At 61.2% G+C, this 23,412-nt stretch carries 20 protein-coding genes, 6 tRNA genes and 3 rRNA genes; 19 read left to right on the plus strand and 10 right to left on the minus strand.

Going from position 1 to position 23,412, the window contains the following annotated elements; all coding sequences use genetic code 11:
* Positions 1-19 precede the first annotated feature (19 nt).
* Positions 20-214 (plus strand): hypothetical protein, encoded by a 195-nt coding sequence (locus AC5LXK_RS01350; RefSeq protein ID WP_493390026.1) that lies wholly within the window; start codon positions 20-22, stop codon positions 212-214.
* 132 nt (positions 215-346) lie between these two features.
* On the opposite strand, the gene hppD is transcribed toward AC5LXK_RS01350, so the two are convergent.
* Complete coding sequence (gene hppD / locus AC5LXK_RS01355) at positions 347-1,444, minus strand: 4-hydroxyphenylpyruvate dioxygenase (protein WP_493390027.1); 1,098 nt, start codon at positions 1,442-1,444, stop codon at positions 347-349.
* A gap of 214 nt (positions 1,445-1,658) precedes the next feature.
* Between hppD and AC5LXK_RS01360 the strand changes: the two genes are divergently transcribed.
* A complete protein-coding gene (locus AC5LXK_RS01360) occupies positions 1,659-2,183 on the plus strand; it encodes an Lrp/AsnC family transcriptional regulator (protein WP_059528294.1) in 525 nt (174 codons plus the stop codon).
* Between the two features lie 57 nt (positions 2,184-2,240).
* On the opposite strand, the gene AC5LXK_RS01365 is transcribed toward AC5LXK_RS01360, so the two are convergent.
* The 8 genes from AC5LXK_RS01365 to paaA form a co-directional block, all read right to left on the minus strand.
* The gene (locus tag AC5LXK_RS01365) at positions 2,241-2,888 is read right to left on the minus strand and encodes a GNAT family N-acetyltransferase (RefSeq protein WP_493390028.1); all 648 of its coding nucleotides are present in this window, start codon (positions 2,886-2,888) and stop codon (positions 2,241-2,243) included.
* Between the two features lie 234 nt (positions 2,889-3,122).
* Complete coding sequence (locus AC5LXK_RS01370) at positions 3,123-3,728, minus strand: TetR/AcrR family transcriptional regulator (RefSeq protein WP_174382527.1); 606 nt, start codon at positions 3,726-3,728, stop codon at positions 3,123-3,125.
* Positions 3,729-3,744: 16 nt separating this feature from the next.
* Positions 3,745-4,569 carry a DUF1835 domain-containing protein gene (locus tag AC5LXK_RS01375; protein ID WP_493390029.1) on the minus strand — a complete coding sequence of 275 codons (825 nt, stop codon included), beginning with the start codon at positions 4,567-4,569 and terminating at the stop codon, positions 3,745-3,747.
* A 128-nt stretch (positions 4,570-4,697) separates the two neighbouring features.
* On the minus strand, positions 4,698-5,786 hold the full coding sequence (gene paaE, locus AC5LXK_RS01380; RefSeq protein ID WP_493390030.1) for a 1,2-phenylacetyl-CoA epoxidase subunit PaaE: 1,089 nt from the start codon (positions 5,784-5,786) through the stop codon (positions 4,698-4,700).
* Between the two features lie 2 nt (positions 5,787-5,788).
* On the minus strand, positions 5,789-6,352 hold the full coding sequence (paaD, locus tag AC5LXK_RS01385; RefSeq protein ID WP_493390031.1) for a 1,2-phenylacetyl-CoA epoxidase subunit PaaD: 564 nt from the start codon (positions 6,350-6,352) through the stop codon (positions 5,789-5,791).
* A gap of 25 nt (positions 6,353-6,377) precedes the next feature.
* Complete coding sequence (paaC, locus tag AC5LXK_RS01390) at positions 6,378-7,181, minus strand: 1,2-phenylacetyl-CoA epoxidase subunit PaaC (RefSeq protein WP_493390032.1); 804 nt, start codon at positions 7,179-7,181, stop codon at positions 6,378-6,380.
* A 10-nt stretch (positions 7,182-7,191) separates the two neighbouring features.
* Positions 7,192-7,476, minus strand: a complete 285-nt coding sequence (paaB, locus tag AC5LXK_RS01395) for a 1,2-phenylacetyl-CoA epoxidase subunit PaaB (RefSeq protein ID WP_034188015.1) — start codon at positions 7,474-7,476, stop codon at positions 7,192-7,194.
* 36 nt (positions 7,477-7,512) lie between these two features.
* Positions 7,513-8,511 carry a 1,2-phenylacetyl-CoA epoxidase subunit PaaA gene (gene paaA, locus AC5LXK_RS01400; protein WP_493390033.1) on the minus strand — a complete coding sequence of 333 codons (999 nt, stop codon included), beginning with the start codon at positions 8,509-8,511 and terminating at the stop codon, positions 7,513-7,515.
* Between the two features lie 200 nt (positions 8,512-8,711).
* Here paaA and AC5LXK_RS01405 point away from each other — a divergent pair, with 200 nt between their 5' ends.
* The 6 genes from AC5LXK_RS01405 (at position 8,712) to rrf (ending at position 15,865) form a co-directional block, all read left to right on the plus strand.
* Complete coding sequence (locus AC5LXK_RS01405) at positions 8,712-9,977, plus strand: SGNH/GDSL hydrolase family protein (protein ID WP_493390034.1); 1,266 nt, start codon at positions 8,712-8,714, stop codon at positions 9,975-9,977.
* 567 nt (positions 9,978-10,544) lie between these two features.
* A 16S ribosomal RNA gene (locus AC5LXK_RS01410) occupies positions 10,545-12,077 on the plus strand.
* Positions 12,078-12,139: 62 nt separating this feature from the next.
* A tRNA-Ile gene (locus AC5LXK_RS01415) sits at positions 12,140-12,216 on the plus strand.
* An 87-nt stretch (positions 12,217-12,303) separates the two neighbouring features.
* Positions 12,304-12,379: transfer RNA gene (locus tag AC5LXK_RS01420), tRNA-Ala, on the plus strand.
* A gap of 303 nt (positions 12,380-12,682) precedes the next feature.
* Positions 12,683-15,564 (plus strand): 23S ribosomal RNA (locus AC5LXK_RS01425).
* A 188-nt stretch (positions 15,565-15,752) separates the two neighbouring features.
* Positions 15,753-15,865, plus strand: a 5S ribosomal RNA gene (gene rrf / locus AC5LXK_RS01430).
* Together the 16S, 23S and 5S rRNA genes with 2 tRNA genes alongside form the textbook arrangement of a ribosomal RNA operon.
* A gap of 790 nt (positions 15,866-16,655) precedes the next feature.
* Here the strand turns inward: rrf and AC5LXK_RS01435 are convergent.
* Positions 16,656-17,606, minus strand: coding sequence for a hypothetical protein (locus tag AC5LXK_RS01435; RefSeq protein ID WP_493390035.1), 951 nt, complete (start codon positions 17,604-17,606; stop codon positions 16,656-16,658).
* Positions 17,607-18,150: 544 nt separating this feature from the next.
* Between AC5LXK_RS01435 and AC5LXK_RS01440 the strand changes: the two genes are divergently transcribed.
* From AC5LXK_RS01440 to rplL, 11 genes are all read left to right on the plus strand, one after another.
* A tRNA-Tyr gene (locus AC5LXK_RS01440) sits at positions 18,151-18,236 on the plus strand.
* A gap of 43 nt (positions 18,237-18,279) precedes the next feature.
* Positions 18,280-18,353, plus strand: a tRNA-Gly gene (locus AC5LXK_RS01445).
* A 24-nt stretch (positions 18,354-18,377) separates the two neighbouring features.
* Positions 18,378-18,452 (plus strand) — tRNA-Thr (locus AC5LXK_RS01450).
* 66 nt (positions 18,453-18,518) lie between these two features.
* Complete coding sequence (gene tuf / locus AC5LXK_RS01455; protein WP_129513512.1) at positions 18,519-19,709, plus strand: elongation factor Tu; 1,191 nt, start codon at positions 18,519-18,521, stop codon at positions 19,707-19,709.
* A 59-nt stretch (positions 19,710-19,768) separates the two neighbouring features.
* A tRNA-Trp gene (locus AC5LXK_RS01460) sits at positions 19,769-19,844 on the plus strand.
* Between the two features lie 42 nt (positions 19,845-19,886).
* On the plus strand, positions 19,887-20,267 hold the full coding sequence (gene secE / locus AC5LXK_RS01465) for a preprotein translocase subunit SecE (RefSeq protein WP_006482892.1): 381 nt from the start codon (positions 19,887-19,889) through the stop codon (positions 20,265-20,267).
* A 1-nt stretch (position 20,268) separates the two neighbouring features.
* Entirely contained in the window at positions 20,269-20,826 is a 558-nt protein-coding gene (gene nusG / locus AC5LXK_RS01470) for a transcription termination/antitermination protein NusG (protein ID WP_006400672.1), read from the plus strand.
* A gap of 142 nt (positions 20,827-20,968) precedes the next feature.
* A complete protein-coding gene (gene rplK, locus AC5LXK_RS01475) occupies positions 20,969-21,400 on the plus strand; it encodes a 50S ribosomal protein L11 (RefSeq protein ID WP_006477201.1) in 432 nt (143 codons plus the stop codon).
* Positions 21,401-22,096, plus strand: a complete 696-nt coding sequence (rplA, locus tag AC5LXK_RS01480; protein WP_124456905.1) for a 50S ribosomal protein L1 — start codon at positions 21,401-21,403, stop codon at positions 22,094-22,096.
* A gap of 308 nt (positions 22,097-22,404) precedes the next feature.
* Positions 22,405-22,902, plus strand: coding sequence for a 50S ribosomal protein L10 (gene rplJ, locus AC5LXK_RS01485; protein ID WP_011546647.1), 498 nt, complete (start codon positions 22,405-22,407; stop codon positions 22,900-22,902).
* Positions 22,903-22,965: 63 nt separating this feature from the next.
* A complete protein-coding gene (gene rplL / locus AC5LXK_RS01490) occupies positions 22,966-23,340 on the plus strand; it encodes a 50S ribosomal protein L7/L12 (protein WP_006477198.1) in 375 nt (124 codons plus the stop codon).
* Positions 23,341-23,412: the final 72 nt, after the last annotated feature.

Here is a 23,412-nt window from a genome sequence, read left to right on the forward strand (position 1 = left end):
CAGTTTTACAGGAGGTGCAATGAACACACGTCATATCCAGAGTTTCCTGATCGTGTCCGCCGCGTTTTTCGCGATGACCGGCCCGGTGCACGCGCAAGGCGCGAGTGCACTGGCGGCAGCCGGCGCGCAGATGCGTCAGATCGTGTCGGCTGACGACGCAGCCGCACAGCCGACGGCCGAGCGTGCCGTCGAGTCGAAGGCGGATGCGCGTTGATCCGCTCGCGCGGCCTGCGGGCTGCGCCGGAATGCAAAAAGGGCGGGAATCGAAAGATTCCCGCCCTTTTTCTTTGCGCCGCCGGATCGTGCGGCCGGCCCGGTTGCCCGGGGCCGCCGCTTGCCGGATGCGTCAGGCCTTGTCCTGCACGACGCCACGGCGGATCTGGTCGAGCTCGATCGATTCGAACAGCGCCTTGAAGTTGCCTTCGCCGAAGCCCTGGTTGCCCTTGCGCTGGATGATCTCGAAGAAGATCGGCCCGATCTGGTTCTCGGTGAAGATCTGCAGCAGCAGGTCGTCTTGCGCGCCGTCGATCAGGATCTTGCGCTTCTTCAGCTCGTCCAGCGATTCGCCGTGGTTCGGCACGCGGCGGTCGACCAGTTCGTAATACGTGTCGATCGTGTCGAGCAGCTTCACTTTCTTGCCGCGCAGGCCGTCGACCGCCTGGTAGATGTCGCTCGCGCCGAGCGCGATGTGCTGGATCCCTTCGCCGTGGTACGCGTCGAGGTATTCCTGGATCTGGCCGGCCGTTTCCGAGCCTTCCTCGTTGATCGGGATGCGGATCTTGCCGCACGGCGACGTCATCGCCTTCGACTTCACGCCCGTCACCTTGCCTTCGATGTCGAAGTAACGCACTTCGCGGAAGTTGAACAGGCGCTCGTAGAACTCGGCCCATTCCTGCATGCGGCCGCGGTGCACGTTGTGCGTCAGGTGGTCGATATACGTGAGGCCGTGGCCGACCGGGTTCGGGTTCGCGCCGGCGATCGGCTCGAAGTCGACGTCGTAGATGCTGATGTCGCCGATCGCGCCCGGCTGCGCGCCGTTCTTGCCGCGCCAGCGGTCGACGAAGTAGATCAGCGAATCGCCGATGCCCTTGATCGCCGGGATGTTCAGCTCCATCGGGCCCGTCTTGTTGTCGAATCCCCAGGCGCCGAGGTCGAGCGCGCGCTGGTATGCCTTCGCGGCGTCCTGCACGCGGAACGCGATCGCGCAGATCGACGGGCCGTGCAGGCGCGCGAAGCGTTGCGCGAACGAGTCGGGTTCGGCGTTGATGATGAAGTTGATGTCGCCCTGGCGGTACACCGTCACGTCCTTGTGGCGGTGACGTGCGATCGCGGTGAAACCCATCCGTTCGAACAGTTGTCCGAGCGCTTTCGGGTCCGGTGCCGTGTATTCGATGAATTCGAAGCCGTCGGTGCCGACGGGGTTGTCCCAGTTGGGGATCTGCATGTGGTGTCTCCTGTGCGGGGCGATCGGCCGGGGCGACGTACGCCTGCGTGGCCTGGTTCGATGTCGACGGCGGTGCACGCAACGCGCGTGCGCAGCGAGTCGATACATGCGACAGAGTGTAGCGGGCGGCCGCGAGCGGAAACTTGCGAACTTAATCGCCTGCTTCTACGATGGCGCAATTTCCAGTCTTGAAATAATCATTGGAGGGCAGAAGATGGCGCAAGCCGAATTGGATGCCATCGACCGGCGAATTCTCGCGATTCTCCAGGAGAACGGGCGCCTGTCGAACCAGGAGATCGCCGAGCGCGTGAACCTGTCGCCGAGCCCGTGCCTGCGGCGGATCCGGCGGCTCGAGGAGATCGGCGTGATCACCGGCTATGTCGCGCTGCTGAATCCGCAGAAGCTCGGGCTCGACCTGCTCGCGTACGTGAGCGTGCGGCTCGAGAAGCGCGGCGGCCTCGCGCCGGTGCGGGTCGACGAGACGTCGGCGCGCGCGGGCGCGACCCATGCCGAACTGTTCCGCGCGGCCGTGCAGACCTGGCCGGAAGTGGTCGCGTGTCACGCGATGACGGGGGACATGGATTACCTGCTGCGCGTGCAGGTCGAGGACATGGCGCATTTCTCCCGCTTCGTGCAGGAGCACTTGCTGCATCACCCGTCGGTGATCGACGTGAAGACGAGCTTTTCGCTGGAATGCTTCAAGGAGACGACCGCGCTGCCGATTCGGTCGGTGCGCTAGCGGGGCGGGGAAGGGAGGGGGCCGGGCGCGCCATGGGCGCCGCCCGGCTGGCCGATGTCACGCCGTCAGCGCGGCGGGCATCAGCGATTCGATGAACTTGGTCGTGCGGCGCGCCTGGCGTTTCATCGCGTAGTCGAACACCGCGGCCTGTTCCTGCAGCATCTCGGCGATGATCGTCGAGTGGTCTGCCGGCGGCAGCGACAGGTACGCATCGGCTTCGCCGTACGCGTACTCGATCCGCATGCCGGACTTCTTCGCGATGTGCATCATCGTCGCGTTACGCGACAGGCAATGCATGTACAGCATCGTCACGCGCGTGTTGCGGCTGCGGATCGCCGCGCGCTCGAACAGCTTCGAGCCGACGCCGCGGCCGCGTGCGCTTTCGAGCACCGACACGCCGAATTCGGCCGTGCGCTTGTCGCCCTCGGCCGGCAGGTAGGCCAGATGGCCGACGCCGATCAATTCGAGGTCGTGGTCGAACACGCCGAACACGGTATCGCGACCGAAGTCGATCGCGCGGACATAGCTCTCGATCACGTGGTCGGGCACCATCTGGCCGAAGCGCAGCAGGCGGTCCTCTTCGTCGAGCGAGAGAAAGTGGGTGAGCATCTGCTCACGGTCTTTGGAAGCCAGTTCCCTGACGAGAACCGGCGCACTACCGGCGTTGCCGACGACATCGGCCGTGCCGTTGAATTGCGTGTTCATCGTGGGTTCCTCAATGTGTGACCGTACAGCGGGTTGTGCAATGCAACAGCATTTTACCCGACTGAAGCCTTTCAGATTGGGGAAAACCCGTATCTCACATTGAGGGGGAATTCTAAATCCGCTTAGTTCACGATCTATCTATTTGATTATTAACGGATTTAAAATTCATCATATGAAATGCGCGGCGGACGGCCGCAGTGTGCCCGTCGCGCAACGCATGCTGCTACGCGGCAATCAGGCCGCTGTCGACAGCCCGCGCTCGATCAGGTCGATCACCTGCTCGGCGAAGTCGCGGTAGCCGAGGCGGCCGCCCGGCTTCAGCCACGTGAAGGTCCAGTTGATCATCCCGAACACCATCATCGTCACGGATGTCTGGTTTTCCTTCGAGATGCGGTCCGGGTACGCGCGCGCGAGCTGCCGCGTGAACGCCGCGACGATGTCGCGCTGGCGGTCGAGCACGATTTCGCGCTGCGCGTCCTCGAGATACTTCACGTCGTTGAGCAGCGCGACGTGACGGCTGTGCGACGTCTCGTACTCGGCGAGGAACGCGCGCACGAGCTCGGCGAACGCGTCGCGCTCGCCGAGGCCGCGCCGCTGGCTCGCGCCTTCGACCTCGGCGATGATCAGCATCAGCCGTTTCGTGTAGCGGTCGAGCAGGTCGAACAGGATCGCTTCCTTGCTCTCGTAGTAGTGATAGAGCCGTGCCTTCGACGTGCCGCTCGCGGTCGCGAGATCGGACATCGACGTGCTCGGGTAGCTCGTCTGCGCGAATTTCTCGGCGGCCAGATCGAGGATCTGCTCGCGCTGGGATTCGTGGTCGGGCGCTCGGGTACGGGCCATGGTCGAATGCGGAAGATTAGCGGTGCGCGGCCGCCGCGGGGGCTGCGCGCACCTGCGTGGAAGAGAGGGCGTCGGGCGCGTCGTCCTGCAGCTCGAGCCGGCCGGCCGCCGCGAGTTCGCGGCAACGCCACCAGGCGATCGAATCGCTGACGAACAGCCCGCCGCGGTCGGCGGTGGCCATGATGGTGCCGACGAGGCGCTGCGCGGGCAGCCAGTCGGCTTCCGCGCGCGCGACGATCAGCGCGTCGAGATCGGCGTAGTGGCCGCTCTTGATCGTGTTGCTGACCCAGTAACGCAGTTCGGCGTTCAGGTGCTTCGCCTCCTGCCATTCGAGTGCGAGGCGGCCGATGCGCAGCACCGAGATCGGCGCGGCCACCGGGCGCTTGCGAGCCAGTTCCGCGGGCGAGAACATCCCGGTCGAGCACGCCTGGTCGGTGCGCGACAGCGATGCGCGCTGTGCGGTGTCGAGGTCGGCGGCCGACAGCCGCACCTCGTTCAGGCGCTGCGGCACGTTGCGCAGGTGATACGCGACCCGGCGCAGCAGCAGCTTGTCGCCGACGCTCGGCGCGTGCCACACGACCACCTGGCCCGTATCCATCGCGAGCGCGTCGAGGCGCGCGAATTCGCCCTCGATTTCCGCGTTCCAGTCGGGAATCTGGTCGCCGAGCACGTGCTGCCAGAAGGCGGCGCGCGTATCGGGCGTCTCGTCGGCGCCCTTGAGCGGCCCGACGCCGAGATCGTCGAGCAATCCGACGACGTGCTCGTCGCGTCCGGCTTGCGCAAGGGCCTCGCGCAGCGACGCGGCGGCGGTGCCGCCCTGAATCACATGAATGGTACTCATCGGCCTGTCGTCAACAAAAGAAAACCGCCGGCCGGGCGGACGTTGCGATGTCCAGCCGGCCGGCGGCCCCTAGTGTAAGCGAGATGTGTGACGGCGAGAAACCGTCCGGCACCGCGACGCGATGCCGCTCAACGTTCGTCGAAGCTCACGACAACCTTGTCGCTGATCGGGTGGCACTGGCATGTGAGCACGAAACCGTCCTTCACTTCGTGCTCCTCGAGCGTGTAGTTCTTTTCCATCCGAACTTCGCCCTCGATCACCTTCGCACGGCACGTGCAGCACACGCCGCCCTTGCACGCATAGGGCAGCGCGAGCCCCGCGCGCAGGCCGACGTCGAGCAGGCTCACGCCTTCGTACGGCAGGCGCAGCTTGCGCTTCTTGCCGTCGAGCACGATTTCGAGGTCGGCTGCCGGCGTCTGGTCGGTGATCTCGACGATCGGTGCGCCGGCCTGCGGCAGCGGCGTGCCGAAGCGCTCGACATGCACCTTCGCCTGCGGCACGCTGGCTGCTTTCAGCGCGGCTTCGGCCGCGTCCATCATCGGCGCGGGGCCGCAGATGAACGCCTCGTCGATTGCATCGGCCGGCGTCAGCGTGCCGAGGAATTCCGCACATTTCGCCTGGTCGAGCACGCCGTTGAACAGCTCGACGTCCTGCAGGTCGTCCGACAGGACGTGATAGAGGACGAAGCGGTTCATGTAGCGGTTCTTCAGGTCCTCGAGCTCCTCCGCGAACATGATCGCGTCGACGCTGCGGTTGCCGTAGATCAGCGTGAACGTGCTGCGCGGCTCGAGTTCGAGCGTCGTCTTCACGATCGCGAGCACCGGCGTGATCCCCGAGCCGCCGGAAAACGCGACGTACTGCTTGCCGTGGTCGGCGTTCAGGTGCGTGAAGAAGCGGCCGTCCGGCGTCATCACGTCGATCGTGTGGCCGGGCTTGAGCGAATCGAACGCGAAGTTCGAGAAGCGGCCGCCGCGCACGCGCTTGATGCCGATGCGCAGTTCGCCGTCGCGGTCGTAGTCCGTCGTGCCGACGCAGATCGAATACGAGCGGCGCGTTTCCTCGCCGTCGATGTGGGTCTTCAGCGTGACGAACTGGCCCTGCGTGAAGCGGTACGCGTCGCGCAGCTCGGGCGGCACGTCGAAGGAGACGGTGACGGCGTCGGCGGTCTCGGGTCGCACGTCGCGGATACGCAGCGGGTGAAATTGCGGGGTCGCCATGATCAATAAGGTTTGAAGTAGTCGAAGGGTTCGCGGCAGTCGACGCAGCGATACAGCGCCTTGCAGGCCGTGGATGCGAATTGCGCGAGACGCTCGGTGCGGGCGGAGCCGCAGCGCGGGCACGCCGGCGCCGCGACCGGTCGCGGCACGAAACGCACGACGTTCTCCCGCGGCGCGGCGCTGCCGCACTGGCCGACCGGCGGCGCGATGCCGTACGCACGCAGCTTGTCGCGTGCTTCCTGCGTGATCCAGTCGGTCGTCCACGCGGGGGCGAGCACCGTCTCGATCCGGTGCGGCGGAAGGTCGGCGGCCTGCAGCGCGGCGGCGATGTCCTCGGCGATCTGCGACATGGCCGGGCAGCCCGAGTAGGTCGGCGTGATCACGACTTCGAGCTGGCCGTCGTCCGCGCGGCGGACGTCGCGCAGGATGCCGAGCTCGCGGATCGACACGACCGGGATCTCCGGATCGGGCACGGCTTCCAGCACGTCCCATGCGCGGGCGAGCAGCGGATCGTCGTGGCGCGCGGCGGATTCGGGATGGGCAGGGGCGGCAGTCTGGACGGACATCGTCGGGCTCCGTGGTGGTGGCCGGTTACCAGGTCGCGCCGGGATGCTGGCGCGCGAGGCTCTGCATTTCGGCGAGCAGGAAGCCCATGTGCTCCGAGTGCTCGCCCTGCTTGCCGGTCGTCACGTGCTTCACGGGCGCCGGCGGCGTGAGCGTCGCCTCGGCGAGCGCGTCGTCCACGTCCGCGCGCCACGCGGCTTCGATCGCGGCCGGTGCCGGGCCGATGCCCGGTGCGGCGATCGCGTCGTCGATCGCATCGGCGGCGAAGAATTCGCGTGTGTACGGCATCAGGTAGTCGAGCGCGTCCTGCGCGCGGCGGTGCGATGCGTCGGTGCCGTCGCCGAGGCGCACGAGCCATTCGCGTGCGTGCTGCACGTGATAGCGGGTTTCCTTCACCGATTTCGCGGCGATCGCGGCGAGCTGCGTGTCGGTCGACGTTTCCAGTGCGCTCCACACGTGCAGCATCAGCGCCGCGTACAGGAAGTTGCGCACGATCGTCACCGCATAGTCCTTGTCGGCGTGCGCGGTGCCGGCGACCGGGCCGTAGTGCGGCAGCTCGGCGAGCGTGAAGTTCGCGAATTCGCGCTCGGTACGGAAGTACGCGTAGTCGTCCTCGGTCTTCGTCGCGCCGGTGAGCTGGCGCTCGAGCTCGGCTGCATGCGTATACAGCATGCGCGCCTGGCCGATGAGGTCGAGGCTCATGTTGGTGAGCGCGATGTCTTCCTCGAGGATCGGGCCGTGGCCGCACCATTCGGCGTTGCGCTGACCGAGGATCAGCGCGTTGTCCGCGAGGCGCAGCACGTAGGAGAGGTGTTCGGGCGTGATCGTCATGGCGCGGGCGTTACATGTGGTTGACTTCGTCGGGCAGCGTGTAGAACGTCGGGTGACGGTAGATCTTGTCGCCCGCCGGTTCGAACAGTTCGGCCTTCTCGTTCGGGTCAGATGCGGTGATCGCCGACGACGGCACCACCCAGATGCTCACGCCTTCCTGGCGGCGCGTGTACACGTCGCGCGCCATGCGCAGCGCCATCGTCGCGTCGGCGGCGTGCAGGCTGCCGCAATGCTTGTGGTCGAGGCCCTGCTTGCTGCGCACGAACACTTCCCAGATCGGCCATTCCTTGTTCATCACTTTCTCCTGATTCCTGAATTCGAGTCTTGCCGCTCAGGCGGCGTGCTGTTCGGCGCGGGCCTGGCGCTTCGCTTCGTGCGCGAGCGCGGCTTCGCGCACCCATGCGCCGTCATCGTGTGCTTTCACGCGGGTCGCGAGGCGTTCCTTGTTGCACGGGCCGTCGCCGTTGACCACGCGCCAGAATTCGTCCCAGTCGATCGTGCCGTAGTCGTGGTGGCCGCGCGCTTCGTTCCATTTCAGGTCGGGGTCGGGCAGCGTCACGCCGAGCACCTTCGCCTGGTCGACCGTCGCGTCGACGAACTTCTGCCGCAGGTCGTCGTTCGAGATCCGCTTGATGCCCCATTTCGCGGACTGGCTGCTGTGGACCGAATCGGCGTCGCTCGGGCCGAACATCATCAGCACCGGCCACCACCAGCGGTCCACGGCCTGCTGAACCATCGTGCGCTGCGCGTCGGTGCCCTTCATCATCGACAGCAGCGCATCGAAACCCTGGCGCTGGTGGAACGACTCTTCCTTGCACACGCGGATCATCGCGCGCGCGTACGGGCCGTACGTGCAGCGGCACAGCGGGATCTGGTTCATGATCGCGGCGCCGTCGACGAGCCAGCCGATCACGCCGACGTCGGCCCAGGTCGGCGTCGGGTAGTTGAAGATGCTCGAGTACTTCGCCTTGCCGGCATGCAGTGCATCGATCAGCGAATCGCGCGACACGCCGAGCGTTTCGGCCGCGCTATAAAGATAGAGGCCGTGGCCGGCTTCGTCCTGGACCTTCGCGAGCAGGATCGCCTTGCGCTTCAGGCTCGGCGCGCGCGAGATCCAGTTGCCTTCCGGCAGCATGCCGACGATTTCCGAATGCGCGTGCTGCGAGATCTGGCGCACCAGCGTCTTGCGATACGCATCGGGCATCCAGTCCTGCGGTTCGATCTTGCCGTCGACTGCCATCACCGCATCGAACCGCGCCTGCTCGGGCGACTCGGCTGCGGCGTCGAGCGGCGCGACGTTGCCGGGGATGTCGAGGGATTGCGTGTACATGGCGAGGCTCTCGTCCGGTTGAATGTGTGCGAAGTATAAACCAACCGACCGGTCGGTTAATAAATTTCTTGTGGATTTGCGGCGGGACTCGGGTAAACGAGGGAAGCCGGGGGGGCGATCGGACGGCGCAAGCGGGGTTCTGCACGTGAGTCTCGCGTCTTCTGCGGCACAATGCCCGCTTTCCGATGAGGATTTTGCCGATGTCATTCCGAAGCAGTTTCGCCGCGGCCGTGCTGGGTGCGGCCGTTCTCGTGTCGCCGCTCGCGGCGTCGGCCGCGCCGGCCGGATGGGTTGCGGCGTGGGCGACCGCACTGCAGCCGATTCCCGACCTCGCCGCACCGCCGCCGCTCTATCGCGCGCCCGACGTGGCCGGGCGGACCGTGCGCCAGATCGTCTATCCGACCGTGTCGGGCCGCGCCGCGCGGATTCGCGTGAGCAATGCATACGGTCGCGCGCCGCTGGTCATCGACGCCGCGAGCCTCGCGCGCGCGGGCGAAGGCGCGGGGCTCGTCGGCGGGGCAGCGGTGCCGGTCCGGTTCGGTGGCAAGGTGTCGGTCACGCTCGCGCCGGGCCAGGAGCTCGAAAGCGATCCGGTGGCGATCGGTGTGACGGCGGCGCAACCGTACGCGATCAGTCTTCAGATGGGACCGAACCAGCGGATGACGGTATGGCACCGCGTGTCGAACCAGTTCAACTACGTGTCCACGCCGGGCGATCACGTGAGCGATCCGGGCGCCGCCGCGTTCCGTACCCGGTTTACCCAGTATGCGTGGGTGACCGAGCTGGCTGTCGAAGCCGGCCCCGCGCGTGCCAGCGTCGCCGCGATCGGTGATTCGATCACCGACGGGCTGCGCTCCAGCGTCAACCGGAACCGCCGCTGGCCGGATGCGCTCGCACGCCGGCTGACGGCGTCGGGCACCGATTCGGTCGGCGTCGTGAATCTCGGCATCAGCGGGAACCGGCTGCTCAGCGACTCCGCGTGTTACGGCACGTCGCTGGCGTCGCGGTTCGAGCGGGACGCGCTGTCGCGTTCGGGCGTGAAGGCGGCGGTCGTGCTGATCGGGATCAACGACATCAACTTCGCTGCGATGCCGCCGCGCGCGGGGCTCGATTGCGACCACCCGCATACGCAGGTGACGGCTGCGTCGCTGATCGACGGCTATCGCCGGCTGATCGAGGCGGCGCACCGCCAGGGCGTGAAGGTGTTCGGCGCGACGCTCACGCCGGCTGCATTGCCGGCCGGCCGCGAGGCGATCCGGCTCGAGGTGAACCGGTGGATCCGGAGCGGCGGCGGGTTCGACGGCGTGGTCGACTTCGATGCGGTGCTGCGCGATCCGGCGCGCCCGAGCGTGCTGCAGCGCCGATATGACAGCGGCGACGGTATCCATCCGAGCGACGCCGGTTACACGGCAATGGCCGATGCGGTGCCGGTCGAGCAACTGCAGGCTGCCGCTGGCGGCAAGTGAAGCGCCTCTATATATAGAGGGAGGCGTTATCCGCAGCCCGAAGGTCAGTGGCGCTACACGGTTCGCCGAGCCCCAAGCCCTCGTGCGCGTCAGCGCACGAGGGTTTTTTCAAACTTTCTTCACAAAGGGGCTTGCGGAGACGCGGACGGATGCTTAGAATCACGCCTCTTTCGCGCTAACGGAAACGCAGCGCGGGAGGGAAGGGAAGCAGTGCTGTTGGGGCTTGGTGGTAGCGGCCTCGGCGGTACGGAAGTTGAACCCCGCAGTCGCAACGATGTAGTGTAAAAAGTTGTTGACGAGCTGCGAAACACGGTTCATAATCTCGCTTCTCTGCTGCTGAAAACGCGGCGCTGCTGAGAAGCACGAGGTTTCTCGCAGAAATGCTCTTTAAAAATTAACAGCCGATAAGTGTGGGCGCTTGATGGAAGCGAGCTGATCCTCGGATCAGATAGCGAAAGTATCAAGAGTCTCACACTAAAGTAAGTCAGGTTTATGAAGTGATTCATATTCCTGTCAGCTTTGAGTGAGCGACCGGTTCTTAACTGAACCGAAAACAGTAACAGGTTTAAACTGAAGAGTTTGATCCTGGCTCAGATTGAACGCTGGCGGCATGCCTTACACATGCAAGTCGAACGGCAGCACGGGTGCTTGCACCTGGTGGCGAGTGGCGAACGGGTGAGTAATACATCGGAACATGTCCTGTAGTGGGGGATAGCCCGGCGAAAGCCGGATTAATACCGCATACGATCTACGGATGAAAGCGGGGGACCTTCGGGCCTCGCGCTATAGGGTTGGCCGATGGCTGATTAGCTAGTTGGTGGGGTAAAGGCCTACCAAGGCGACGATCAGTAGCTGGTCTGAGAGGACGACCAGCCACACTGGGACTGAGACACGGCCCAGACTCCTACGGGAGGCAGCAGTGGGGAATTTTGGACAATGGGCGAAAGCCTGATCCAGCAATGCCGCGTGTGTGAAGAAGGCCTTCGGGTTGTAAAGCACTTTTGTCCGGAAAGAAATCCTTGGCCCTAATACGGTCGGGGGATGACGGTACCGGAAGAATAAGCACCGGCTAACTACGTGCCAGCAGCCGCGGTAATACGTAGGGTGCGAGCGTTAATCGGAATTACTGGGCGTAAAGCGTGCGCAGGCGGTTTGTTAAGACCGATGTGAAATCCCCGGGCTCAACCTGGGAACTGCATTGGTGACTGGCAAGCTAGAGTATGGCAGAGGGGGGTAGAATTCCACGTGTAGCAGTGAAATGCGTAGAGATGTGGAGGAATACCGATGGCGAAGGCAGCCCCCTGGGCCAATACTGACGCTCATGCACGAAAGCGTGGGGAGCAAACAGGATTAGATACCCTGGTAGTCCACGCCCTAAACGATGTCAACTAGTTGTTGGGGATTCATTTCCTTAGTAACGTAGCTAACGCGTGAAGTTGACCGCCTGGGGAGTACGGTCGCAAGATTAAAACTCAAAGGAATTGACGGGGACCCGCACAAGCGGTGGATGATGTGGATTAATTCGATGCAACGCGAAAAACCTTACCTACCCTTGACATGGTCGGAATTCCGCTGAGAGGTGGAAGTGCTCGAAAGAGAACCGATACACAGGTGCTGCATGGCTGTCGTCAGCTCGTGTCGTGAGATGTTGGGTTAAGTCCCGCAACGAGCGCAACCCTTGTCCTTAGTTGCTACGCAAGAGCACTCTAAGGAGACTGCCGGTGACAAACCGGAGGAAGGTGGGGATGACGTCAAGTCCTCATGGCCCTTATGGGTAGGGCTTCACACGTCATACAATGGTCGGAACAGAGGGTTGCCAACCCGCGAGGGGGAGCTAATCCCAGAAAACCGATCGTAGTCCGGATTGCACTCTGCAACTCGAGTGCATGAAGCTGGAATCGCTAGTAATCGCGGATCAGCATGCCGCGGTGAATACGTTCCCGGGTCTTGTACACACCGCCCGTCACACCATGGGAGTGGGTTTTACCAGAAGTGGCTAGTCTAACCGCAAGGAGGACGGTCACCACGGTAGGATTCATGACTGGGGTGAAGTCGTAACAAGGTAGCCGTATCGGAAGGTGCGGCTGGATCACCTCCTTTCTAGAGCTTCTCGCAAAGTTGAGCGCTCACGCTTATCGGCTGTAAATTAAAGACAGACTCAGGGGTCTGTAGCTCAGTCGGTTAGAGCACCGTCTTGATAAGGCGGGGGTCGTTGGTTCGAATCCAACCAGACCCACCATTGTCTGACGTGTTGGTGGTTGCGAGCGCCTTGGCGTTTGCGAGCATCCTGAACCGACAGGCTGGAATCCTGAGGAAACCTGTACATGGGGGCATAGCTCAGCTGGGAGAGCACCTGCTTTGCAAGCAGGGGGTCGTCGGTTCGATCCCGTCTGCCTCCACCAATCTTCAATGACAAGCGTTCGAACGAAGCGATGTTCGAGTCTTTGTCATTGGCGATTGAGCCAGTCAGAGTGATATGAGTAACACCATATCGGCTGTCGTTCTTTAACAATCTGGAAGAAGTAAGTAATTTGGATAGCGGAAGCGTCTATGAGATGGACGTGGAAACTATCCGGGTTGTGATTGTATCGATGTATCTCAAGATGATTCGAACTTAATGTTTGACTCAATTGGAATACGGCACAAATGCGAGAACTCAACCTGTAGCGACTGTAACGTCGAAAGATGAGACAGACTCGTTATAGGGTCAAGCGAACAAGTGCATGTGGTGGATGCCTTGGCGATCACAGGCGATGAAGGACGCGGTAGCCTGCGAAAAGCTACGGGGAGCTGGCAAACAAGCTTTGATCCGTAGATGTCCGAATGGGGAAACCCACTCCTTTTGGAGTATCCATGGCTGAATACATAGGCCATGTGAAGCGAACGCGGTGAACTGAAACATCTAAGTAACCGCAGGAAAAGAAATCAACCGAGATTCCCAAAGTAGTGGCGAGCGAAATGGGATGAGCCTTGTACTCTTTATTTGTATTGTTAGCCGAACGCTCTGGAAAGTGCGGCCATAGCGGGTGATAGCCCCGTAGGCGAAAACAGTATGAAAGAACTAGGTGTGCGACAAGTAGGGCGGGACACGTGAAATCCTGTCTGAAGATGGGGGGACCATCCTCCAAGGCTAAATACTCGTGATCGACCGATAGTGAACCAGTACCGTGAGGGAAAGGTGAAAAGAACCCCGGGAGGGGAGTGAAATAGATCCTGAAACCGCATGCATACAAACAGTCGGAGCCTCGAAAGGGGTGACGGCGTACCTTTTGTATAATGGGTCAGCGACTTACGTTCAGTAGCAAGCTTAACCGTATAGGGCAGGCGTAGCGAAAGCGAGTCCGAATAGGGCGTTCAGTTGCTGGGCGTAGACCCGAAACCAAGTGATCTATCCATGGCCAGGATGAAGGTGCGGTAACACGTACTGGAGGTCCGAACCCACTAACGTTGAAAAGTTAGGGGATGAGCTGTGGATAGGGGTGAAAGGCTAAACAAACTTGGAAATAGCTGGTTCTCTCCGAAAACTATTTAGGTAGTGCCTCGTGTCTCACCTTCGGGGGTAGAGCACTGTCATGGTTGGGGGGTCTATTGCAGATTACCCCGCCATAGCAAACTCCGAATACCGAAGAGTGCAATCACGGGAGACAGACATCGGGTGCTAACGTCCGGTGTCAAGAGGGAAACAACCCAGACCGCCAGCTAAGGTCCCCAAATATAGCTAAGTGGGAAACGAAGTGGGAAGGCTAAAACAGTCAGGAGGTTGGCTTAGAAGCAGCCATCCTTTAAAGAAAGCGTAATAGCTCACTGATCGAGTCGTCCTGCGCGGAAGATGTAACGGGGCTAAGCTATATACCGAAGCTGCGGATGCGTGCTTTGCACGCATGGTAGGAGAGCGTTCCGTAAGCCTGCGAAGGTGCGTTGAAAAGCGTGCTGGAGGTATCGGAAGTGCGAATGCTGACATGAGTAGCGATAAAGGGGGTGAAAGGCCCCCTCGCCGTAAGCCCAAGGTTTCCTACGCAACGTTCATCGGCGTAGGGTGAGTCGGCCCCTAAGGCGAGGCAGAAATGCGTAGCTGATGGGAAGCAGGTCAATATTCCTGCACCATTGTTAAATGCGATGGGGGGACGGATCGCGGAAGGTTGTCCGGGTGTTGGAAGTCCCGGTCGCTGCATTGGAGAAGGCGCTTAGGCAAATCCGGGCGCGGAATTCAAGGGTGTGGCGCGAGCTCCTTAGGGAGCGAAGCAATTGGAAGTGGTTCCAAGAAAAGCCTCTAAGCTTCAGTTTAACAATGACCGTACCGCAAACCGACACAGGTGGGCGAGATGAGTATTCTAAGGCGCTTGAGAGAACTCGGGAGAAGGAACTCGGCAAATTGGTACCGTAACTTCGGGATAAGGTACGCCCTTGTAGCTTGATGCCCCTGCGGGCAGAGGGTGAAGGGGTTGCAATAAACTGGTGGCTGCGACTGTTTAATAAAAACACAGCACTCTGCAAACACGAAAGTGGACGTATAGGGTGTGACGCCTGCCCGGTGCCGGAAGATTAAATGATGGGGTGCAAGCTCTTGATTGAAGTCCCGGTAAACGGCGGCCGTAACTATAACGGTCCTAAGGTAGCGAAATTCCTTGTCGGGTAAGTTCCGACCTGCACGAATGGCGTAACGATGGCCACACTGTCTCCTCCCGAGACTCAGCGAAGTTGAAGTGTTTGTGATGATGCAATCTACCCGCGGCTAGACGGAAAGACCCCATGAACCTTTACTGTAGCTTTGCATTGGACTTTGAACCGATCTGTGTAGGATAGGTGGGAGGCTATGAAACCGGAACGCTAGTTTCGGTGGAGCCGTCCTTGAAATACCACCCTGGTTTGTTTGAGGTTCTAACCTTGGCCCGTGATCCGGGTCGGGGACAGTGCATGGTAGGCAGTTTGACTGGGGCGGTCTCCTCCCAAAGCGTAACGGAGGAGTACGAAGGTACGCTAGGTACGGTCGGAAATCGTGCTGATAGTGCAATGGCATAAGCGTGCTTAACTGCGAGACCGACAAGTCGAGCAGGTGCGAAAGCAGGTCATAGTGATCCGGTGGTTCTGTATGGAAGGGCCATCGCTCAACGGATAAAAGGTACTCTGGGGATAACAGGCTGATACCGCCCAAGAGTTCATATCGACGGCGGTGTTTGGCACCTCGATGTCGGCTCATCTCATCCTGGGGCTGTAGCCGGTCCCAAGGGTATGGCTGTTCGCCATTTAAAGAGGTACGTGAGCTGGGTTTAAAACGTCGTGAGACAGTTTGGTCCCTATCTGCCGTGGGCGTTGGATATTTGAAGGGGGCTGCTCCTAGTACGAGAGGACCGGAGTGGACGAACCTCTGGTGTACCGGTTGTCACGCCAGTGGCATCGCCGGGTAGCTATGTTCGGAAGAGATAACCGCTGAAAGCATCTAAGCGGGAAACTCGCCTTAAGATGAGATATCCCTGGGGACTAGATCCCCTTGAAGGGTCGTTCGAGACCAGGACGTTGATAGGTCAGGTGTGTAAGCGCAGTAATGCGTTCAGCTAACTGATACTAATTGCCCGTAAGGCTTGATCCTATAACAAGTCTGTCTCGACAGTCGTTAGCGCTTCAGCGCTGTACGAATGTCGAGCATCGAGTGCAAGGCGCTCGATGTACTGCGGTTGAAGTACCGCATATGTGTGAGATACAACCTCACAACCCAACCAAATTACTGCTTCTTCCAAGATTGGTTGTGCTGCGAAGTCAGCACAACATCCCTCTTTGCCTGATGACCATAGCGAGTCGGTCCCACCCCTTCCCATCCCGAACAGGACCGTGAAACGACTCTACGCCGATGATAGTGCGGATTCCCGTGTGAAAGTAGGTAATCGTCAGGCTCCCTAAGCCAGAAACCCCCGCCCGAAAGGCGGGGGTTTTTGCATTGGTGCAAAGGAAATGCGTGCGCGGTGGCCAGGCACAATGTGACCACCGCTGCGGCGTTGGGGACGTCGATTCAAGCTCCGTTCCGGAGCGATTCCCGGTCACCCGACACCACTGAAATTCAGTGCATGCTTTTCCGCGGACCACGCCGGCCCACCCAGGTTCGCTTTCATGGGCTCGGCGTAAAAGAGGCTCTGCATGCCCGTTGCTCGCACACTGGCGCAGGTGCTGCAGAAGTCGGTGTCCTTCTCCCTCTACCTGCGGTTGCGGATCGTCGCGACCGAGATCGGGTCGTCAACCGGGCGGTCGCCGCCCGGCAACTTCTCGGCGCTCTCCTCGGAAATTTGTTCAGCGCCAGGCGCCGGCCCGCCATTTCTGGATCGCTTATCTTGTTCCGATCGTAGGTGTACTGATCGCATCATCAGGCAAGATCGCGACTCGCATTCCACGGCTGCAGCGCGCATATCGAGCGCCTTCCGATCATCGTGCGCTGTCCGCAACAGCCGCGCGCCGCATGCGAAACATCCGTGCTTTGGTGTTCGCGTCTCGCAACGCGAACGACCGTTGCCGACGACGCGACTGAACTATGCCTCGAAAGCGCTATGTCGTCATCCTGCGCCGTTCCCGACTCAAGTGGTCCTATCTTGCATGGAATCGGATCAGTCGACGGGGGGAGAGCCTACCCTGCGCAGGGCGGTCCGATGCCGGTATCGCCGAAGGGCGTCTCCGTACTGCAGGAGGATTGCGTCAGAAATCGGCGCTGTTCCTTCTGACGAGCACCGGTTGGCCGTCGCGCAACGTGTAGATTTCCTCGATGAGCGAATACGCGGTACCGCCGAAGCAGTCTCGTCCTTCGCCCGTCAGCGCGAATTGCGTACCGCCTGCGTCGACGCCGGTCGAGCTCACTGCACATGCCGTACTTGGATCGCCGAGCGCGGAGTTGCTGGCCGCAGGAAACCGGCGTGTCGTGTTCCTGCCTTGGTCCCGGGTCAGCACGAGCATTGCCGGGCAACGTGTGTCGGACGTCGAGGCTTTGGCGTCGCATGTCAGCTTTCCAGCGTCTTCGGCCGTATGAGGCGCGGCGAATGCACCGGCATCGAACCCTACGCAGACGCTGGTGTTCAGCTGAACGAGGCGGGCATCGTACGGGCAACGGGTATGCCGCATGTACCTGGACGATTCACTGCGATACGCCGACCAGATGCTGACGTTGATCGGCCGGCACGACGGAGCGATGCAATGGGCGCTGCACTGCAGGGCGTTCGCCGCGGTAGCGGTGCGAAGGTTGCGGGGTAGCTCCGGGCGAGGACGCATATCGTCGCCGAGCAATGGCTGCAGCACATCAACGCATGCCGAATTCCCGGATTCATTTTGCGGGGCGTCGTCGCCGGCCGTGACAAGGTAGGCGGAGGCATCGTTGAGCAACCACGCATAGGCGATTGCGTCCTGATTCACCGGCCATGCCGTCGGCGAGCCGGCGTGCGCCGCGCTCAGGCATCCGGCGTCGAGCGCCGGCTTCAACCGGTCATATGCCGCGAGCGCCGAGGCCGTCTTCGAGCGGCCTTCGGCGTGGCTGTCGGCCAGGGCTTGCTGACGGATCTTCGCGAGCAGGCTCGAGTGGCACCAGGCGTCTGCTGGCGCGTCGGCGTGCGCGATCGGCGCCAGGAACAAGGTCACAAAAAAAATGAGCAGGCGCATGGGGCTTCGTACTGGAGGCGGGTGGGCAACTCGGGATGGTATCGCGCCTCCCGGAGATGTCGTCGAAAGAGGGAGCCCGCGCGCCATTCGATAGCGGTCGCCAGGCCGGCCCCGGGGAGCCGCCGCCGTGGGCCGAACGAAATCCGTGTCCTGCATGTGCCGCGAATCGCAGCGGTAGCTCCCAGCACCGGATCCGGGCCTCTGTCGCTCGTCGCGAAGCAGCGCTGGACATCCTGCGAGCCACCGAAGCGAGATCGGCGAAGCTGCCCGGCACGAAATTTGCGGAAATTTTGCGCCTACCCGCTTGGCATTGTGCGAAAGAGGTCGTATGATGGCGGTCTTTCGTTTTCAGCGCAGATGCAGATCGACGTTGAAAACGGAGTCTGACGAAGATGTGGTGCCGGTCGGTAACATCTCGTGCTTGCCTTAGCCGGGCAGGGGCGGGGGATCGGTAGTGAGGCAGGTGTCGGGAAGAAAGTGAAAATAATCTTCCGGATGTGCTTGACACGAGTGCGATGCACCCCCATAATCGTCAGTTCTCTACGGAGGGGTGCCCGAGTGGCTAAAGGGGGCAGACTGTAAATCTGTTGGCTTACGCCTACGTTGGTTCGAATCCAACCTCCTCCACCAAGATATCAGCGCAGTGAGCGGTAAGGAATCGTTAGTGGCCCGTGCGGGTGTAGCTCAATGGTAGAGCAGAAGCCTTCCAAGCTTACGACGAGGGTTCGATTCCCTTCACCCGCTCCAGACCGCTAAGTTGAAGCGTTAAGCGCCCATGTGGCTCAGTGGTAGAGCACTCCCTTGGTAAGGGAGAGGTCGGCAGTTCGATCCTGCCCATGGGCACCAGCAGTAAAAAGTCAGTGTCTTGTTTGCGCGCGGCGCAACCTGTGAAATTCCTTTTGGGAGTCGAAAATGGCCAAGGGTAAATTCGAGCGGACCAAGCCGCACGTGAACGTTGGTACGATTGGTCACGTTGACCACGGCAAGACGACGCTGACGGCAGCGATCACGACGGTTCTGACGAAGAAGTTCGGCGGCGAAGCGAAGGCATACGACCAGATCGACGCGGCACCGGAAGAAAAGGCGCGCGGCATCACGATCAACACGGCACACGTCGAGTACGAAACGGCTAACCGCCACTACGCACACGTCGACTGCCCGGGCCACGCTGACTATGTGAAGAACATGATCACGGGCGCGGCACAGATGGACGGCGCGATCCTGGTTTGCTCGGCAGCTGACGGCCCGATGCCGCAGACGCGTGAGCACATCCTGCTGGCCCGTCAGGTTGGCGTTCCGTACATCATCGTGTTCCTGAACAAGTGCGACATGGTGGACGACGCGGAACTGCTCGAGCTGGTCGAGATGGAAGTTCGCGAACTCCTGTCGAAGTACGACTTCCCGGGCGACGACACGCCGATCGTGAAGGGTTCGGCGAAGCTGGCGCTGGAAGGCGACACGGGCGAGCTGGGCGAAGTGGCGATCATGAGCCTGGCCGACGCGCTGGACACGTACATCCCGACGCCGGAGCGTGCAGTTGACGGCGCGTTCCTGATGCCGGTGGAAGACGTGTTCTCGATCTCGGGCCGCGGCACGGTGGTGACGGGTCGTATCGAGCGTGGCGTTGTGAAGGTCGGCGAAGAAATCGAAATCGTCGGTATCAAGCCGACGGTGAAGACGACCTGCACGGGCGTTGAAATGTTCCGCAAGCTGCTGGACCAAGGTCAAGCAGGCGACAACGTTGGTATCCTGCTGCGCGGCACGAAGCGTGAAGACGTGGAGCGTGGCCAGGTTCTGGCGAAGCCGGGTTCGATCACGCCGCACACGCACTTCACGGCTGAAGTGTACGTGCTGAGCAAGGACGAAGGCGGCCGCCACACGCCGTTCTTCAACAACTACCGTCCGCAGTTCTACTTCCGTACGACGGACGTGACGGGCTCGATCGAGCTGCCGAAGGACAAGGAAATGGTGATGCCGGGCGACAACGTGTCGATCACGGTGAAGCTGATCGCTCCGATCGCGATGGAAGAAGGTCTGCGCTTCGCAATCCGCGAAGGCGGCCGTACGGTCGGCGCCGGCGTCGTCGCCAAGGTCATCGAGTAAGCCAGTTATTCGTTGATCGACAGTTTTGGGGCTGGCATCAGCCGGCCCCAGCATGGTTTAGGGGTATAGCTCAACTGGCAGAGCGTCGGTCTCCAAAACCGAAGGTTGGGGGTTCGATTCCCTCTGCCCCTGCCAAAAATAGCCACGTGTCCTACGTGGCATTTGTTTTAAGGTGTTATGGCGAATCCATCCGTCGAAACTGTAAATACCTCCGGCGATAAGCTGATGCTGGCCCTGGGCGTATTGTTGGTCTTGGCCGGATTCGTGGGCTTCTTCTGGCTGGCCAATCAGCAGTGGTATGTCCGCGGTGCCGCGTTGGCGGTAGGTATCATCGCCGGCGTGGCCGTCGGGCTGATGTCCGCACCTGGCAAGAGCCTCATCGCATTTGCCAAGGATTCGTACAAGGAAGTCCGGAAGGTCGTTTGGCCCACCCGCAAAGAAGCAACGCAAACCACACTCGTCGTGTTCGGTTTCGTGCTCGTGATGGCGATTTTCCTCTGGTTGAGTGATAAATCGATCGAATGGGTGATTTTCTCGGCGATTCTGGGTTGGAAATGATATGAGCGATACTCCGGCATCCCCGAGCGGAAAACGTTGGTACGTCGTGCACGCCTACTCCGGTATGGAGAAGAGCGTGCAACGTGCGCTTCAGGAGCGCATCGAACGTGCTGGCATGCAGGACAAATTCGGTCAGATCCTGGTCCCGACCGAAGAAGTGGTCGAAGTCAAAGGCGGCCACAAGGCTGTGACCGAGCGTCGTTTCTTCCCCGGCTACGTGCTGGTGGAAATGGAAATGACGGACGAAACGTGGCACCTCGTGAAGAACACTGCGAAGGTCACCGGTTTCGTCGGCGGCGCACGTAACCGCCCGACCCCGATTTCCCCGAAGGAAGTCGAGAAGATCATGTCGCAGATGCAGGAAGGCGTCGAAAAGCCGCGCCCGAAGACCCTGTTCGAAGTCGGCGAGATGGTGCGTGTCAAGGAAGGCCCGTTCACGGACTTCAACGGCACCGTCGAAGAAGTCAACTACGAAAAATCGCGCGTGCGTGTATCGGTCACCATCTTTGGCCGATCCACCCCGGTCGAGCTCGAGTTCGGCCAGGTCGAAAAAGTTTGATCCCGATTCGGTGGGCAGCCTCGGCTGCCCACCTTCGCGCTTGCGGCCCGCGTTATGGCCGTTGAGGAGCGTCAGTAGCCAGCGGCGAAAGCGCGTTATCACTCACCGAACGCCTCTTCCGGCGTTCCAATGAGGTTTACAAATGGCAAAGAAGATTATCGGCTTTATCAAGCTGCAGATCCCTGCAGGTAAAGCCAACCCGTCGCCGCCGGTCGGTCCGGCACTGGGCCAGCGCGGCCTGAACATCATGGAGTTCTGCAAGGCGTTCAACGCGCAGACTCAAGGCATGGAGCCGGGTCTGCCGGTGCCGGTGGTCATCACGGCATTCGCTGACAAGAGCTTCACGTTCGTGATGAAGACGCCGCCGGCAACCGTCCTGATCAAGAAGGCGGCGAAGGTGGACAAGGGCTCGAGCAAGCCGCACACCGACAAGGTCGGTTCGATCACGCGCGCTCAAGCCGAAGAAATCGCAAAGACCAAGATGCCGGACCTTACGGCAGCTGATCTGGACGCAGCCGTTCGCACCATCGCTGGTAGCGCACGTTCGATGGGCATCACCGTGGAGGGCGTGTAAATGGCTAAGATCTCCAAGCGCCGTCAGGCATTTGCCGCCAAGGTTGATCGTCAGAAGCTGTACGCGATCGAAGACGCACTGAGCCTCGTGAAGGAATGCGCGAGCGCGAAGTTCGACGAGTCGATCGACGTCGCAGTCCAGCTCGGCATCGATGCAAAGAAGTCGGACCAGGTCGTTCGTGGTTCGGTCGTTCTGCCGGCCGGTACGGGCAAGTCGGTTCGCGTTGCCGTGTTCGCGCAAGGCGAGAAGGCCGAGCAAGCACGTGCAGCAGGCGCGGAAATCGTCGGTATGGAAGACCTGGCTGAGCAGATCAAGGCTGGCCAGATGGACTTCGACATCGTGATCGCTTCGCCGGACACGATGCGTATCGTCGGTACGCTCGGCCAGATCCTCGGCCCGCGCGGCCTGATGCCGAACCCGAAGGTCGGTACGGTCACGCCGGACGTCGCAACCGCCGTCAAGAACGCGAAGGCTGGTCAGGTGCAATTCCGTGTCGACAAGGCCGGTATCATCCACGCGACCATCGGCCGTGCATCGTTCGAACCGACCGCACTGCGTTCGAACCTGTCGGCGCTGATCGAAGCGCTGCAGAAGGCCAAGCCGGCAACGAGCAAGGGCGTGTACCTGCGCAAGATCGCACTGTCGAGCACGATGGGCGTCGGCGTGCGTGTCGACCAGGCTACGCTGGCTGCGTAAGCAAGTATTCGGGCCGCTTCGTTCGCGAAGCGGCCTACATGGGCTTTGGGCGGTTGTTCGTGCAGCATGGCGGGCAACCGGTTATCAAAGACCGTTGGTGGGCCACAGCAGTCAGGTGATCCCTTAATTCAAGCCAACGCAGATGGCGAACCCGAAAAAGTTTTGCAGTGGTGAAGCCGCAGGCCGTGAAGCGATTCGCGGCGTGAGGTGGAAATACTCCTAACGAGGTCGGACGCCGTTGTTGAACGAGGTACGTGAGGTTTCGGCCATGCCGGCCGCGCCGAACGTATCGTTTCTGGAGGCTAACCGTGCCGCTTAATAGAGAAGACAAGCAAGCCGTCGTCGCTGAAGTTTCCGCGCAAGTCGCGAAGGCTCAGACCGTTGTGCTGGCTGAGTATCGTGGAATTGCGGTTGGCGATCTGACCAAGCTGCGCGCGAAAGCGCGTGAGCAACAGGTTTACCTGCGCGTGTTGAAGAACACGCTGGCGCGTCGCGCTGTTGAAGGTACGCCGTTTGCTCCGCTGGCAGAGCAGATGACTGGTCCGCTGATCTACGGCATCTCGGAAGATGCAATTGCTGCTGCTAAGGTCGTCAACGACTTCAGCAAGAGCAATGAAAAGTTGGTCATCAAGGCTGGTTCGTTCGATGGCAAGGTGATGGACAAGGCTGGCGTGCAAGCGCTGGCAAGCATCCCGAGCCGCGAAGAACTGCTCTCGAAGCTGCTGTTCGTTATGCAATCGCCTGTTTCGGGCTTCGCGCGTGCTCTCGCCGCGCTGGCCGAGAAGAAGCAAGCGGAAGCTGCGTAAGCGAACGTGCATCAGCGTTATTGATCGCTGGCTGTATCCGAATTCAATTTAGGAGTATTTCAAATGGCAATCGCAAAAGAAGACATCCTGGCAGCAGTCGAAGGGATGACCGTTCTGGAACTGAACGAACTGGTCAAGGCGTTCGAAGAGAAGTTTGGCGTGTCGGCAGCTGCAGTGGCAGTCGCTGGCCCGGCAGGCGGCGGCGCTGCTGCTGCTGCAGAAGAGAAGACCGAATTCACGGTCGTCCTGGCTGAAGCCGGCGCCAACAAGGTTTCGGTCATCAAGGCCGTTCGCGAACTGACGGGCCTGGGCCTGAAGGAAGCGAAGGATCTGGTTGACGGTGCACCGAAGCCGGTCAAGGAAGGCGTCGACAAGGCTGCTGCAGAAGAAGCCAAGAAGAAGCTGGAAGAAGCAGGCGCGAAGGTCGAAGTCAAGTAAGTTTCGACGCGCTGTGGGAAGGCTGGCGGTATTTTCACCGCCGGCCTTTTTGTGCTTTGTGGGGACGTTATT

The sequence above is a fragment of the Burkholderia pulmonis genome, from assembly GCF_984667975.1.